Source organism: Paraglaciecola aestuariivivens (assembly GCF_052983255.1).
The window spans coordinates 1-13,943 of record NZ_JBRKBA010000010.1; the positions used below are offsets into that span (position 1 = coordinate 1).

The window sequence follows — 13,943 nt, forward strand, 5'->3', positions numbered from 1 at the left end:
TATATAAAATATTACAATCACAAACGAATTAAGCTGAAACTAAAAGGCCTGAGTCCGATAGCATATCGAAATCAGGCCTTGGTAGCCGCTTAGAAATGAGTCCAACTTTACGGGGTCACTTCAAAGTTTGAGGGCTTTGATTTAGCTGTGATTTACTGGTGTGCTTGCTTGTTGCAATTAACACCTTTTGTCACTGTTATTCTACGCTTAGGGCTTTGCTAATTTTGGCTAGCAAGTTTTGGTAATGAATTTGGGTCATATTCTTATTACCTGCCACTTTGTCTAAGTCTTTCTCAAGACTAGCAAGCACACTGCGGGCTAACGAGCGGTAGTCTTCGCTGATGGCCTTTTTGCCTTTAGACGGGGCATCTAGCGCAGCAATTAGCTGGTTAACTAAATGGGCTTGTAGTTGACGTCTGTATGCTGTGACTGATTGTTTACGGCGTTTAGTTTCTTCAAACAAGCCAGCACGTAAATCATTCATTAATGCAACAGGGTCGTATACCTCTAAACCGGCAGCTTGATTTTTAGCTAAATGGTCTAATAGTTGAGCTGAAGTTAAACGGTTAATCTGACGCTTACCTATATTCACCATAGTTTCTAAGTAAAAGTCGTAGCCTACGCGCTGTAACACTTCTTGATTTTTCCAAAAGCTAGGCAATTTAAAAGCATGTTGTTGAATAAAGGCCATAGCTTGACGTTGTTTGTCTGATGGAAAACTATCAAACACTTGGGCATTGGCATGGCCTTGGGCTAATTCGCGGCGGTACACTGTACCCCCAATATATTTAGTCACATGGCCCACTTCGCGGGCAAATTGGTTGGCCAATGCTTTGTATGCCACTTTGATTTCGTCAAAGCTTTGTCCTTGCTCATAGCTGGCAGCATTCACTAGGTTTTGCATGATGCGCTCGAGGTTTTTCATACCTAAACGTGTAGCTTCTATTGCGTCGTTGCCAATGTCTTCGGTTTGAATGCGCGGATCAAAACGCGCGCCATCTGAATAGGCGTCCCAACGAAACTCAGGTTGAGTTAACTGGCGATCGGCAATTTTATTGGTTAATTCAATTTCTTGCTCGGCTGTTAAGTTACCTGGAAATTCGCGGTATCCCCATTCAATAGCAAACTTATCGTAAGGACCAGGTTGATAATCTATTGGCGATACCCCGTCTTCTGGTTGAATCACGTAGTTAAAACGTGCGTAATCCATAATCGAAGAGGCTACCCCATTTTTAGCCACAAACTCTGGGTCGCGTAATTGTTCTATTGTATAGGCATTCGACCCAATAAAGTTATGATGCAGGCCGATTGAATGGCCTACTTCGTGCGCAACCACAAAGCGTACTAAATCGTGCATTACATCATCTGGTAAAGGCAAAGACTTAGCCCGCGGATCGGTGGCACCAGCTTGGGCAAAATACCATTCTTCAATGAGTTTAATGACATTGTGGTACATGCGCACATCGGCTTCGATAATTTCACCAGTGCGTGGATCGGCTACATGAGGGCCTTGGGCATTAGGGGTTTCTGAGGGTACCCAACGGATCACGGCATAACGTGCATCTTCTGGATCCCAGTTAGGATCTTCTTCCACTGTAGGCGCCATTTTGGCAATTATGGCATTTTTAAAGCCAGCGCTTTCAAACGCTTCTTGCCAAAATACTATACCTTCGCGTACTGCTTCTATATAACGAGTAGGTGTACCTCTATCTATATACCAAACGATAGGATTAACTGGCTCGCTAAGCTCGGCATTGGGATCTTTTTTAACTAAACGCCAGCGTTTAATAAAGCGGTTGGTTTGTACTTTGTTTTTGTCGCCAGTGTAATTTTTATATTGAGCGTCAAAAAAGCCCACTCTGTGGTTAAAGTAACGTGGCTTCATTAAAGTATCGGGTAAGGCCAAGATAGAGTGACGAATTTCTGCGGTTACATGCTCATCAACTTTTTTGGTTTTACCTTGGCGGTCTTTTTTATCCACTTTATGGGTAAACTGCCCCAACACTCGGGCTTCTACGTTACGTTCAAAGGCTTTTACATTCTTTACTAAGGAGGCTTTGGCATTCATTTTATGTTCGCGTAATCCCTCAAGGCCTTTAATTTTTCCTAAAAAGGCATCACTCATTTCAACCACAGGGGTTTGGTTTTCACCAAAAGTGACTATGGGTAATTTCATTAGTACTGCATCAAGGTCGGCCGCATTAACCACAAAAGTCTCTGGCTCTTCTGGGTGAGAAATCACCGAGTAGTCGCGGGCGCGCAATAATAAATGATCATCTATGCGTTCAAAATATACGTATTGGCGAGCTGAATCAGCGCTTATGGTGCCTTTTTGGGTTTGAATACCGGCTACTTTAATTTGCCAAACAAATTCACGACCTAATTGGGCTTGGGGAATTTCAAAATATACTTTGCCGTTTACTAAGTGAGTGGTAAACACCCCATGTTTAGTTAAAGCGTCTTTTTTAATGATATCTGTATAAGGCTTAAATTTAGGCTTTTCTTTGTCACTCTTTTTGCCTTTTTCGTCTTTTTCATCAGACTCGTCTTCTTTGTCTTGCAGGCTAGCCTCGGGGGTTGTCTTTAACATTGAGAGCTGGGTTTGCTGGGCAAATACTGCCTCAGAGATAGGTTCGGCTTCGGAAATTACCGATGCAAATACAGCTGTAGACGAACTTAAGCCAATAACGGCTAATAAATTAGCGGCACAGGATAGGGAGCGCTTTTGGGACATCAGTCACCTCTTTTGGTTTTTTTGGGATGTTTACTAAGAAAGAAATCGCAATAAAACATTCGGATTTTGGCCATCAGCTTAGCGGCTTAAACTAGAGGATTCAACACAGGCTAAATCAGATTTGTAAGCAATTTTGTCTGTGAGTGTTAGCTGAGCATCAAAAATAACAGTGAGACTAATAAAGTTTTTTTGGTGATAAAGCTTTGCGGCGTGTTTAGCTGGTTTACAGAGGGTAAGCATTTTTGCTTAAAAGGCATGCCAAACGGCTTTTACATATTTGACATGCCAAGTGAGATACAAGCGAGTTAGCTTTTTAACATGCTACGCCAAATGTCTGCCCAGCCAGGCTCTTTACCAAATAGGGTAATATTGGCTCTAAATACTCGGGTAGCAAAAAGTCTGACGTAGTACAAACCACCAAATAAAAACACAATCGACAAGCCCACTTGCCAAATTGGCACGTCCATAGAGGCAATTCGCATTGGCATAAAGCTAATAGAAGTGAGTGGAAATAACGACAATACTTTAGCCACTTGACCATTGGGTTCGCCCATAACCATAAACACCAACATCACTGGCAACATGGGCAAAAACATTAATCCAGTTTTGCCCGAATGGTTGGGGTCGTCTATGGTGGCGGCAAAGCCTACAAAGAAATAATTCCAAAACAGCACACCTATTACACAAAAGAGTAATATCTGCGCCATGACCGACACTGAAACACTCACTAAGGCCTCTCCGTCAGCAGAAAACACCGCTATGCCGGTAAATATCACTAACATCATTAAGCTGGTGGTGATTAAACTTTTTAGGCTAACTAAACACAAGCCTAGGGCTTTGCCATCTACCCACTGCTGGTGGTTGATACAGGTTAATAGCTGTTCGGTAATACGATGTTGTTTTTCTTGGGTGACAGAGGTGAGAGATAAACCAAAGCTGGTTAATACCGCTGTGGCACTTAATATTGCCGCCAAAATGCCTAACATTTTTACATTACTGCCAATCACGCTTTCGGCCTGATTCACTAAGGTCATAGTGATAGGGTTTTGTAATTTTTCTAATTGAGCCTGACTCATTTGCATACTGCTTAGCATTTGAGTTTGATGGGCATCTTTTAAGGCTTGTTCTAATTCGTTTTGCCACTCACTTTGTTGTTCTATGTACAAACTGTAATGAGCATCAGGCTGTATTTTTAACACGCCATCAAGAGAAAGTGCCTCAATCTGAGCGAAAATAGCTTGATCATCTGTTTGTGCGGGCAATTCGCTAATGACAAACTTGTTGGCCAATTGGGTTTCTAATTGGCCAATGACTGCAATATTAATAACCTTTTGGCTGCTGTTTTGATTCCACATTTGCACTGCAAAAATAGTAGCGTAAATGACTAGCATTAATAGGTAACCTATTACTTCTTGTTTCCACTTGAAGTTACGCATAAATTCCCATTTGGCGACTAATAGCACCTTATCCATTATGCTGCTCCTTGAATACTATTTAGGTAAATGTCGTGTAAGCTTGGTTGAGTCGATTGCAAGCTTTCAATTTGGTATTCGCTTAACAAGGTTTGCAAAAACTGCGGGACATGACACTGGGGGGCTAAAGTAAATTGTAAAATGTGACTATCAATATTTTTGACCGCCAAAATCTGTTCAGACAAAGTAAATTGCTGGCTAGGTAAAGCCTGACTAAAGGTTACAGTTAGTTTGCTACCTAGTTGAGCATTGTCTCGGATCTCTTGTAAATTGCCGTATAACACAGCTTTACCTTTATCCATCAACAAAAACCTATCAGCCAATTTTTCTACTAAAGACATTTGATGGGCACTAAAAATAATGGTGGTGCCTTGTTGTTTAAGTTGCTCAAAAAAGCGCATGACTTTTTCTTGGTTTACTGGATCTAACCCAGAAAAAGGTTCATCTAAAAACACAATTTTAGGTTGATGAATAATGGCGCTAATTAATTGCACTTTTTGTTGATTGCCTTTAGACAGGCTTTTAAGCGGATCTTTTTTACGTGTTAATAAGTCAAAGCTGTCTAACCACTGTTCGGCTTGTATAGCTGCTTGGGATTTACTCATGCCTTTTAGTTGGCCCATGTAGATCAAGGTATCCAGTAAATTACTTTCTTGGTAAAGCCCGCGCTCTTCTGGCAAGTAGCCAAAAGTGTCACTGGAAAGTGAACTGTGTTGTTGACCTTGTTGGTCTACAAACTCCAACTGACCCTTATCAGGATAGGTAAGGCCGATTAACATACGAATGGTAGAAGATTTACCCGCGCCATTTGGGCCGAGTAGTGCAAACATTTCGCCAGATTTAACTTCGAAGCTAAGATTATCCACTGCGATTAAATCGCCGTAGTGTTTACTGATAGTTTGAACTTTGAGTTGCATAGTACTTCCTTTTTATTCTGCGCTTAGTCTAGCTCGAATAGGACAGGATAAATATGCAAATACTACCGTTAATTTGTTACTGGAGTTTTCTGTTTTTCAATCTCATTTAGCAAGCCAATCAATAACTTAGTACCTGTGCCAGAAGCAATGCCATCAAACACGTTTTCTTGATTCTTACCTTTTTGGCCACCGGCTAAATCACTTATTGAACGAATAATAATCCAATCCACTTGGTTAACAAAACACACTTGGGCTACGGCAGCTGATTCCATTTCTGTTACTTGGGCTTGATAGACCTGTTGCAGCCACTCGCGATAATCGGCGTTATCTAAAAATACTGAGCCGGTCACCCCATTGCCTCCAACCTGAATCTTTATGGGATTGCCAGATGGCATGCGAATAGGAGTGACAGCTTTAATGGCTTGCTGAGTCAGAGCAATAAGTGAAGGGGTGGCGCTAAAATAAGGCATTTGTTTAGGCGCGTCCCATCCTTGTTTGATTACCGCCATTTCTTCGGGATGAATAAAACCAAAATTTTTATAATTAGGCGCATGGGGATCGGTTTTTTGTCTATCAATATAAGTATCTAGGGCGTGTTGGTAGTAATCCGGCAAAATGTATTCGCCTGATTTGTGCGGATTGGGATTAACATACACAGACTCATCATGAAAATACCAGCGTTCTGGTACCGCAATGTCGCCAGGGTTAAAAATGGGATTCACCGCACCAGCTATGCCCATCATAATCACCCGTTTAATGGGAAAATAATTCAGTGCCATTTGCATGGTCATAGCGGCATTAGGCACACTTACCCCTGTGGTAAAAATTACTACTGGTTCTGATTGATACTTGCCTAGTTGGTAAGTTACCCCTTTGAAACTAAGGGTTTGTTCAATTTGAGCGTTAGGCAACACAGAAAACGCCTGATTGATGGCGTTTATTTCTGGTTCGTAAGCCGCCACAATAGCGGTAAATTTTTGGCTGTGATGAAAGGACTTAGGCCCAAATGAGCTGTTGTTCTCGGGAGCAGGGGGCAGTTGGGTGCACGCTATTGTTAACCAAGAAAAAGCAAAAATGTAAAGCCACGAGCACAAGGATTTACTAAGCATATGGGCGTCCTATGTTGTTAATTAGGCCAATAAACAACAAGGCGCAGCCATTATCTGCTACGCAAATTATCGGTACTTAATTTGCTGCCTTACGCTCAACTCGCAGCGTACTAGGTAAAATTGAGTTCGACTATTTACCTATAAGGCGTAAAAATTCGTTACGGGTGGCGTCTGAAGTTCGCATCGAACCTAACATTACTGAGGTGATCATAGAAGAGTTTTGCTTTTGCACACCACGCATCATCATACACATGTGCTTGCCTTCCATAATAACCCCTACGCCTTTTGCGCCAGTGACTTGTTGCACAGCATCAGCGATTTGTTTAGTTAAGCCTTCTTGAATTTGCAAACGTCTGGCATACATATCAACAATACGCGCAAATTTAGATAAGCCTAGCACTTTGCCTTGCGGTAAATAAGCAATATGGCAACGACCAATAAAAGGCAGCATGTGATGTTCGCATAAAGAATAAAACTCTATATCTTGGACTATCACCATTTCGTCGGTATCGGCTTCGAATATGGCATCGTTAACCACGTCTTTTAGCTCTTTTTGATAACCGTCGGTTAAAAATTGCATGGCTTTAGCGGCCCGCTGTGGGGTATCGACTAAGCCGTCACGGTTCACATTTTCACCAAGTATGGAAAGGATTTCTGAATAGTGACCGGCTAATTTATCTGACATCTAATAAGGCTCTTTGCAAAAATGAAGTAGATACAAGTTACCTTTGCGTAAGCTTGTATTTGAATTGGCCAATACTAACATTTTATCTGCTTGGTATTAAATAGGGCAAAGCTGCAAAATATTGATCTAACCTAGCTTGTTTGCCTGAGGGCAATGCCAGCATGTCTTAAATTACACATACTTAACCACAGCTAAACAGACTATGGCCAATACCACTAATACCGGCAATTCATTTAAAAACCGATAAAAACGTGCAGAGTGTCGATTTTGATTGTTGGCAAAGTCTTTGATTAAAACATATAGATAGCCATGATAAAGATACAAGGGTAAAACTAAGCTCAACTTTATGTGTAACCATTTAGCCGCCACAAACCACTGCATGCCGTATAAATAAATTAACCACAGCCCAAAAAATAAGGTTAACAATGCAAAGGGGGTCACAAAGAGCCACAGTCGTCTTTGCATAATATTAAATTGGTCTTTAACTGCTTGATGATCAGATTGAGCGTGATACACCATCAACCTAGGTAAATAAAACAGCCCAGACATCCAAGCAAGCATAAAAAAGATATGTAAGGCTTTTACCCAAAGCAGTGTCATTCTTTGCCCTTATTTAAAAATTAGCCGAGTGAAGGTGTTGCCTTAAGGTTTTCCAGGTGACTACCCCTATGATGTCATCTTTGCTATTTGCGTAGATGTACACAGCACCCTTACGATTGTCTTCTAGTATACGATATACCTTAGCTAGGGTCGCTTGAAAGTTAACGCCACGCATGGGAGTGTGAGTTAAACGTAAAGTTTCGCTATCTTTGCCCCCGTCGTACTCCACTAAAGCAAAGCTAACTTTTTGGTCTTGCTGCTGCTTTTGTACTATGGCGCCATGTTGCGGGTCATCTAAGGCTTGCATAAGCTTTTCATTATCGTTGTCAAACACCTGAATATCTTGGTTTATGACTGCCAGCACCCCTGTTTTTTCCAATGAATCTAATACTGAAGAGGTGCGATAAGGCAGCTTTTGGTGATCTAATTGTTGGGTGAAAATCGAACTATTACCTAAGAACTGGGTAGAGGTCACGTAAGCGGGCACTATAACTAACATAGTAGGCAAGATGAGTTCAGTACTGTAAGACAACTCCATCACCGCCGATAAAGCCGCCAAAGGCGCGTGGATCACCGCGGTCATAAGCCCCGCCATGCCTAATAATGAAAAGCTACCAAATAATTCGCTGGTATCTTGCATAAACAGCCCTAAAGGCGTGGCCAATAACACCCCACTTAACATGCCAATTACAAACACAGGACCAATCACTCCGCCAGGGATCCCTAAACCTATGGCAATTACTGTTAGTAAAAACTTTGCCCCTATCACAGCAATTAACATCTGGATCTCGGCATGTTTTTCGATAAATTCGTGGGCCGAATAAAAGTGCGCGCCTAAGGACTCGGGCAAGATATAACCTACGGCACCGGTTATAACACCAGCAATGAGCAAACGTTTGGCCATATTAATCCGCCCAAAACCGCGTATCACAGCCATTAAAGAACGGTTAAATAAGGTGGCTAAACAGCCTAATAAAATGCCAAACAAAATCAGGTACAAATAGATCCAGCGACTAAATTCATGAAATTGTATTGTGAATAACTCTTGAGCTTCGCCAAACACAATGCGAGTTAACACACTGCCCACTGCTGCAGCTAACATAACCGGAATAAAAATATGAATTTTGTATTCACGCAGCACAACTTCCATCACAAAAATGACTGCAGCAAAAGGCGTATTAAAAGAAGCCGAAATACCAGCGGCAATACCACAGCCAGATAAAATACGAATACTGTTATGGGGTAACTTTAACCATTGCCCAAAAAAGCTGCTGCCAGATGCGCCTAAGTGCACAGAGGGTCCTTCGCGTCCCACTGAAAAACCACACACTAAGGCAATGGCCCCGCCAAAAAATTGATTGATTGTGGTGCGAAATGGGATATGGCCAAAGTAGTGTTTTACTCTATGGATAACAAATGGAATACCCATACGGTAGTGTTTAAAGCCAGTAATATACGCAATCAAGACTATTATGATGGCGCCTATACAAGGCAATAAAAAACGGCTATTGGCAGATAAGGTGTCAAAGCGGTTGGCTTCGGCTAAAAATAACATTTGTAGCCATTCAACAGTTAAACGAAACAAGATAATTAACGAGGCTGCAAAAATTCCGCCCACTATTCCTATTATGCACAATTGAATAGAGGTGCGCGGAGTTGCAAGTTCTCGCCTAAAGTCGTTTAAGGTCACAAAGAATTAACTGTGCATACAATGAATAGCCAGAAGCTTAACACAAGTCGTTATTTTATAAAGACTTAGGCGGTAAGCTTTAAAAAACAAAATGCCAAGATTAAGCGCAGGTTTTCTGCAAACAAAATGCTATTATGCTGCCTGATTATTGTTAGCTAGCCGAAGACGCAGATTGAAGATTGCAGAGTTAAAACAAAAATGGGGTGCCTTTCAGTTTTACCTAGTATTAATTGGGGGGATAGGGGCTGCCTTGTATATAGGCTTCAAGTTAGGCAATGAACATTTTGACTTACAGAATCAAAAAATAGCATCGCAACAATCTAGCCTACAAAACTTAAAAACTGAAAATGACAGGCTGACTAAAGATCTCAATGTGTTAGGGGTCGAACTTGAAGTGGCCAAGTTAACTCAACAGCAACATTTTGCTGATATGCAAAAAAGCATTGAGCGCGAAAAAGCCTTACGCACTCAGCTAGGCTTTTACCAACAAGTTATGGCGCCAGAGTTAAATGAGCAAGGCTTTTTGATTGAAGGTTTTAACGTTGTTCCAGCACTGAGTGATCGCGCTTACCGATTCGAACTCGTCTTAATGCAACAAGAACAAACTAAGAATACCGTGAAAGGCAGTTTACAAGTTGTGTTGATTGGCAGCGAAAATGGTAAAGCCAAACAATACCCTTTGGCGCCATTATTAATTGCCGATCAGCGTGAAAAATTGTCATTTAGTTTTAAATATTTTCAGGTAATAGCTGGCGAAATAGTGTTGCCAGAATCCTTTGTACCAGAGCAAGTATCTGTGCATGCTGAAATTTTTCAATTTAAGCGCAAAAAAGGCGAGCTGACGACTGTATTTGATTGGGCAAATACTAGCGTCGAATAGTTGACCAAAATGGTCAGGTACTGGATAATTCACCCTATTCGGGTTTTTCGATTTTTAAATGAGATAATATATGACAGTGCAAACCGCCTTACCTATTGAGTTTTCTGATGCTGCGGCAAGAAAGGTCAAATTATTGGTACAAGAAGAAGAAAATCCAAACTTAAAATTACGTGTTTATGTAACAGGTGGTGGATGCTCAGGCTTTCAGTACGGCTTTACTTTTGATGAAAAAGTGAATGATGGCGATACCACTATAGAGAAAAATGAAGTGACCCTTGTGGTTGATCCTATGAGCTTACAATACTTAGTGGGCGGAGAAGTGGATTACACCGAAGGCTTAGAAGGCTCGCGCTTTTTAGTGAACAACCCTAATGCTACAACAACTTGTGGCTGTGGCTCTTCATTTACCGTTTAGTGACAGCGGATATCAAGATACAAAAAAGCCAGTCTATAGACTGGCTTTTTATTTTTCTAAGCTAAATAAGCTTATTGAATATTGGTACTTTCAAAAATCTTATCTGCAGATGCAGCAACAAAGCCTTGGTACAACTGACCCGAGGCATTGGCATAACGCTGAGCGAATTCATAAAAACAGCTAGGAACTGGCTTTTTAGCATCTGAAAATTGCACTTCAATTTTGTCGGCCATAGTAGAAGATTGGGCTAACAATACCTCTGGGCCACCTTTAATCTCTCCACCTGAGGTATTTAAGATAAAGCCTGCTTCTTTCAAGGTCTCGTTAAGCTGTGCTAACGACTCAAAGTACTGCATGTTATTTAAACTTACAGTAAAGTGATTGGCACGAAATCCCCATGCTGACATCCACGCGGCATATTCAGAATGTGCGGCTAAGGTGTCATAATCTTGAGCACTTACCTGCCAATGCGTACCTGAATACAAAAAGTCATCACGAGTGGCGATGTCGTCTGGTATTTGGCCTGTCATTTTGGCAATGATGGCTTGTACTTCTGCAGGCATTTCTTCGACTATTAATTCACTAATAAACACCTTAGGCTGTTTGGTATCTGGGTGTTCATAATGCTTAGCTCGTAACTTTTTCTCAGCAAAGTCATATTGGCCTTGCTCGCTATACCCTAAGGCAATAAAGTGCGCGGCCAATTTTTCTAAGCTAATTTTATCAATCCCAAAAGTACGTAGCGCTATATGGTCGTTTTCCAATTTTTGCTGTTGATCAGCCGTTTTAGCTGACTCCTTGGCTCCTAACAGCGCGTGAACTTTCTCCGCTGAAGGGGTAATAGCTAAGTAGTCTTGCCATAAATGGTCAAACAAAGTGTCAATCTCGGTGTGCATCGCGCGTAATACTCTTTTACAAAGGGTTAGATAGTTAAACCAGGACTCAAGGTGCCCGGCAGGGTGGTTTTTTCTAGCTCTACTGAAGCAACTGGGTAAGCACAATAGTCAGCGGCATAATAGGCGCTGGCTCGGTGATTTCCGCTATCGCCAATGCCACCAAATGGTGCGGCACCGCTAGCTCCGGTAATAGGTCTGTTCCAATTTACTATGCCAGCACGAATACGTTGGTAAAAATGCTGATAGTCAGCTTCATTATCCGATAATAAGCCTGCCGATAAACCAAAGCTAGTGTTGTTAGCTTCGTTGATGGCGGCATCAAAATCTTGATAGCGAATGACTTTTAGTAAAGGACCAAAGTGTTCTTCATCTGGCATATCAGCCACTATATCTGTTACGTCTAAGATACCTGGGCTGACAAAACCTGATTCAGCATCTAGATGGCGTAGCTCAACTAAAGCGGTTGCACCAAGATCTATAAGTTGTTGCTGGGCTTTTACCATTAACATAGCAGCTTGTTTAGATACCATAGCGCCCATAAAAGGTTGGGTTTGTGCATCATATACATCGACTAAAATATTGCTGGTGGCTTCAATTAGCTTATCCATAATTTTATCCCCAGCAGGCCCTTGTTCTACAAACAAGCGTCTTGCGCAAGTACAGCGCTGACCAGAGGTGATAAAAGCTGATTGAATAATATCGTGCACCACTGCATCTACGTCTTTGGCATCTTTGACTATAAGTGGATTGTTACCGCCCATTTCTAGGGCCAAAATTTTACCAGGGTGTCCGGCAAATTGTTCGTGTAATAAACGGCCTGTGCGAGAGCTTCCGGTAAAGAACAACCCATCTAAGCCAGCATGTGCGGCTAGGGCTTTACCTGTTTCTACTTCGCCTTGCACCATATTTAACACGCCTTCTGGCAAACCTGCTTGTTGCCATAGCTCAATGGTCTTTTCGGCAACCACAGGTGTTAAATCGCTAGGTTTAAACACTATAGTATTACCCGCTAACAAGGCAGGCACTATGTGTCCATTAGGTAAATGACCAGGAAAGTTATACGGACCAAAAACTGCTACTACGCCATGGGGTTTATGTCTAATAAAGGCTTTACCCACTGGCATAGGGTTTTCAACACAGCCTGTGCGGTCGTGGTAAGCTTTTTCAGATAGAGCAATTTTGCCAATCATGGCGCCTACTTCGGTTGCGGTTTCCCATAAAGGCTTACCGGTTTCCATAGCAATAGTTAAGGCTAGGCTATCTTTATTTTGCTTTAATAATTCGCCAAATTTTTGCACATAAGCTAAGCGTTCATCAAAGCTTAAACGGCTCCAATCGATAAAAGCTTTACGAGCTGCGGTTACCGCCATGTCCACTTGTTGGGATGTGGCTGACTTAGCTGTCCAAATACTGGTTTTTTTGGCTGGATCAATAGATTGAATGTCGTGACCTTCGCCAGCAAGCCAGTTTCCAGCAATAAAATGCGTGTGATTATTCATAAATTAAATCCTAGAAATGAGTCGGAGCAAAGCGAATAAACTCGCCATCTTGAACGTTTAGGGCGTCTGCTGACGCTTGGTCGATTGAGACAACATCTGAATCTTGCTCATTAATAAGCTTAGTGCTTATTCCCCTAAAGTCTTCTACTTTAGTATTGATCGCAAAAAACTGACTGGCTGACTCTGGAAGCTGTGCCACAACCTTAACTGATTTGCGTTGGCTCGCTTGAGCCGTACGAATATGTTTAAGGTTGGCTTCAACTGTTGGGCCAGCATCAAAAATATCTACATAACCTCGACAACTAAAGCCTTCTTGTTCGAGTAACTGCAATGCAGGTTTGGTTTTTTCATGTACTTTGCCAATCACGGCTTGCGCCTGTTTGCTTAATAAACTTACGTACACTGGGTATTTAGGCATTAGCTCTGCAATAAATTGCTTTTGGCCTATGCCTGTTAAGTAATCAGCGGTAGGAAAGTCCATTGAGAAGAAGTGCTCTTCTAACCATTGCCAAAATGGAGAACAGCCTTTCTCATCGCTTATACCACGCATTTCAGCAATAATAATTTCAGCAAAACGCTCTTGGTGTTCTTGCATGAATAAAAAACGAAACTTAGAAAGTAGTCGGCCGTTTAGGCCTTTTCTGGCGTTTTGTTTTAAAAACAAAGTGCAGATTTCAGACACACCAGTGTAATCGTTGCATAAGGTTAAAATGTCTACAGTGTTGTAAACATTTAACTCTCTTGAGGCGTGTACCACTTTGCCTAAATGGTAGTGGTAAAACGCATCGTCTAAGCCAACGCTCGATTCTATGCCACTGGTGCCTACTACTTCTCCAGTCTCTGTATCTTGCATCACAAACAAATAACTTTCGTCATTGGGTTGGCTGCAATCGCTAGCAAAAGACTTAATAGACTTATCTATTTTGCTATGCAATAACTCGTCGTTAACTGGCAAAGAGGTAAAACCCACACCAGATTCTTGCGCTATGCTATACAAATACTGGTAGTCGCTTTGCCTGATTGGGCGAATAATTTTCATGTTCGCT

General features: G+C 41.7%; 13 protein-coding genes. 3 read left to right on the forward strand and 10 right to left on the reverse strand.

Features of this window, described 5'->3' with window-relative positions:
- On the forward strand, positions 1-93 hold a 93-nt coding region (locus tag ACVCDT_RS13720; RefSeq protein WP_447133452.1), incomplete at its 5' end, for an IS3 family transposase.
- A 103-nt stretch (positions 94-196) separates the two neighbouring features.
- On the opposite strand, the gene ACVCDT_RS13725 is transcribed toward ACVCDT_RS13720, so the two are convergent.
- The 7 genes from ACVCDT_RS13725 to ACVCDT_RS13755 all read right to left on the reverse strand — a co-directional run bounded on the left by ACVCDT_RS13725 (position 197) and on the right by ACVCDT_RS13755 (position 9,207).
- Positions 197-2,734, reverse strand: coding sequence for a zinc-dependent metalloprotease (locus ACVCDT_RS13725; RefSeq protein ID WP_447133358.1), 2,538 nt, complete (start codon positions 2,732-2,734; stop codon positions 197-199).
- A gap of 305 nt (positions 2,735-3,039) precedes the next feature.
- On the reverse strand, positions 3,040-4,206 hold the full coding sequence (locus ACVCDT_RS13730) for an ABC transporter permease (RefSeq protein WP_447133359.1): 1,167 nt from the start codon (positions 4,204-4,206) through the stop codon (positions 3,040-3,042).
- Entirely contained in the window at positions 4,206-5,123 is a 918-nt protein-coding gene (locus tag ACVCDT_RS13735; protein WP_447133360.1) for an ABC transporter ATP-binding protein, read from the reverse strand. Before ACVCDT_RS13735 ends, ACVCDT_RS13730 begins: the two co-directional genes overlap by 1 nt.
- Positions 5,124-5,191: 68 nt before the next feature.
- The gene (locus tag ACVCDT_RS13740; protein ID WP_447133361.1) at positions 5,192-6,232 is read right to left on the reverse strand and encodes a 5'-methylthioadenosine/S-adenosylhomocysteine nucleosidase family protein; all 1,041 of its coding nucleotides are present in this window, start codon (positions 6,230-6,232) and stop codon (positions 5,192-5,194) included.
- 130 nt (positions 6,233-6,362) lie between these two features.
- Positions 6,363-6,917, reverse strand: coding sequence for a GTP cyclohydrolase I FolE (folE, locus tag ACVCDT_RS13745; protein ID WP_447133362.1), 555 nt, complete (start codon positions 6,915-6,917; stop codon positions 6,363-6,365).
- A gap of 171 nt (positions 6,918-7,088) precedes the next feature.
- Positions 7,089-7,517: a CopD family protein gene (locus ACVCDT_RS13750; protein ID WP_447133363.1), complete on the reverse strand. Its 429-nt coding sequence runs from the start codon at positions 7,515-7,517 to the stop codon at positions 7,089-7,091.
- A 13-nt stretch (positions 7,518-7,530) separates the two neighbouring features.
- A complete protein-coding gene (locus tag ACVCDT_RS13755; RefSeq protein WP_447133364.1) occupies positions 7,531-9,207 on the reverse strand; it encodes a chloride channel protein in 1,677 nt (558 codons plus the stop codon).
- 172 nt (positions 9,208-9,379) lie between these two features.
- On the opposite strand from ACVCDT_RS13755, the gene ACVCDT_RS13760 reads away from it, so the two are divergent.
- Entirely contained in the window at positions 9,380-10,087 is a 708-nt protein-coding gene (locus tag ACVCDT_RS13760) for a DUF6776 family protein (RefSeq protein ID WP_447133365.1), read from the forward strand.
- 70 nt (positions 10,088-10,157) lie between these two features.
- Positions 10,158-10,502, forward strand: coding sequence for an iron-sulfur cluster insertion protein ErpA (gene erpA / locus ACVCDT_RS13765; protein ID WP_447133366.1), 345 nt, complete (start codon positions 10,158-10,160; stop codon positions 10,500-10,502).
- A gap of 71 nt (positions 10,503-10,573) precedes the next feature.
- Here erpA and ACVCDT_RS13770 read toward each other — a convergent pair whose 3' ends face one another.
- Genes ACVCDT_RS13770 through astA form a run of 3 tightly spaced genes read right to left on the reverse strand, consistent with a single transcriptional unit; the run spans position 10,574 to position 13,936 of the window.
- Positions 10,574-11,398 carry a DUF1338 domain-containing protein gene (locus tag ACVCDT_RS13770; RefSeq protein ID WP_447133367.1) on the reverse strand — a complete coding sequence of 275 codons (825 nt, stop codon included), beginning with the start codon at positions 11,396-11,398 and terminating at the stop codon, positions 10,574-10,576.
- 26 nt (positions 11,399-11,424) lie between these two features.
- Entirely contained in the window at positions 11,425-12,897 is a 1,473-nt protein-coding gene (gene astD, locus ACVCDT_RS13775) for a succinylglutamate-semialdehyde dehydrogenase (protein WP_447133368.1), read from the reverse strand.
- Between the two features lie 10 nt (positions 12,898-12,907).
- Entirely contained in the window at positions 12,908-13,936 is a 1,029-nt protein-coding gene (gene astA / locus ACVCDT_RS13780; RefSeq protein ID WP_447133369.1) for an arginine N-succinyltransferase, read from the reverse strand.
- Positions 13,937-13,943: the final 7 nt, after the last annotated feature.

What these genes read in the sequence shown, in the direction of transcription:
- ACVCDT_RS13740 (WP_447133361.1), bottom strand. Translation starts at nt 6,232, where the DNA reads ATGCTTAGTAAATCCTTGTGCTCGTGGCTTTACATTTTTGCTTTTTCT.
- folE (WP_447133362.1), bottom strand. Translation starts at nt 6,917, where the DNA reads ATGTCAGATAAATTAGCCGGTCACTATTCAGAAATCCTTTCCATACTT.
- astD (WP_447133368.1), bottom strand. Translation starts at nt 12,897, where the DNA reads ATGAATAATCACACGCATTTTATTGCTGGAAACTGGCTTGCTGGCGAA.
- astA (WP_447133369.1), bottom strand. Translation starts at nt 13,936, where the DNA reads ATGAAAATTATTCGCCCAATCAGGCAAAGCGACTACCAGTATTTGTAT.
- ACVCDT_RS13725 (WP_447133358.1), bottom strand. Translation starts at nt 2,734, where the DNA reads ATGTCCCAAAAGCGCTCCCTATCCTGTGCCGCTAATTTATTAGCCGTT.
- ACVCDT_RS13750 (WP_447133363.1), bottom strand. Translation starts at nt 7,517, where the DNA reads ATGACACTGCTTTGGGTAAAAGCCTTACATATCTTTTTTATGCTTGCT.
- ACVCDT_RS13770 (WP_447133367.1), bottom strand. Translation starts at nt 11,398, where the DNA reads ATGCACACCGAGATTGACACTTTGTTTGACCATTTATGGCAAGACTAC.
- ACVCDT_RS13735 (WP_447133360.1), bottom strand. Translation starts at nt 5,123, where the DNA reads ATGCAACTCAAAGTTCAAACTATCAGTAAACACTACGGCGATTTAATC.
- ACVCDT_RS13730 (WP_447133359.1), bottom strand. Translation starts at nt 4,206, where the DNA reads ATGGATAAGGTGCTATTAGTCGCCAAATGGGAATTTATGCGTAACTTC.
- erpA (WP_447133366.1), top strand. Translation starts at nt 10,158, where the DNA reads ATGACAGTGCAAACCGCCTTACCTATTGAGTTTTCTGATGCTGCGGCA.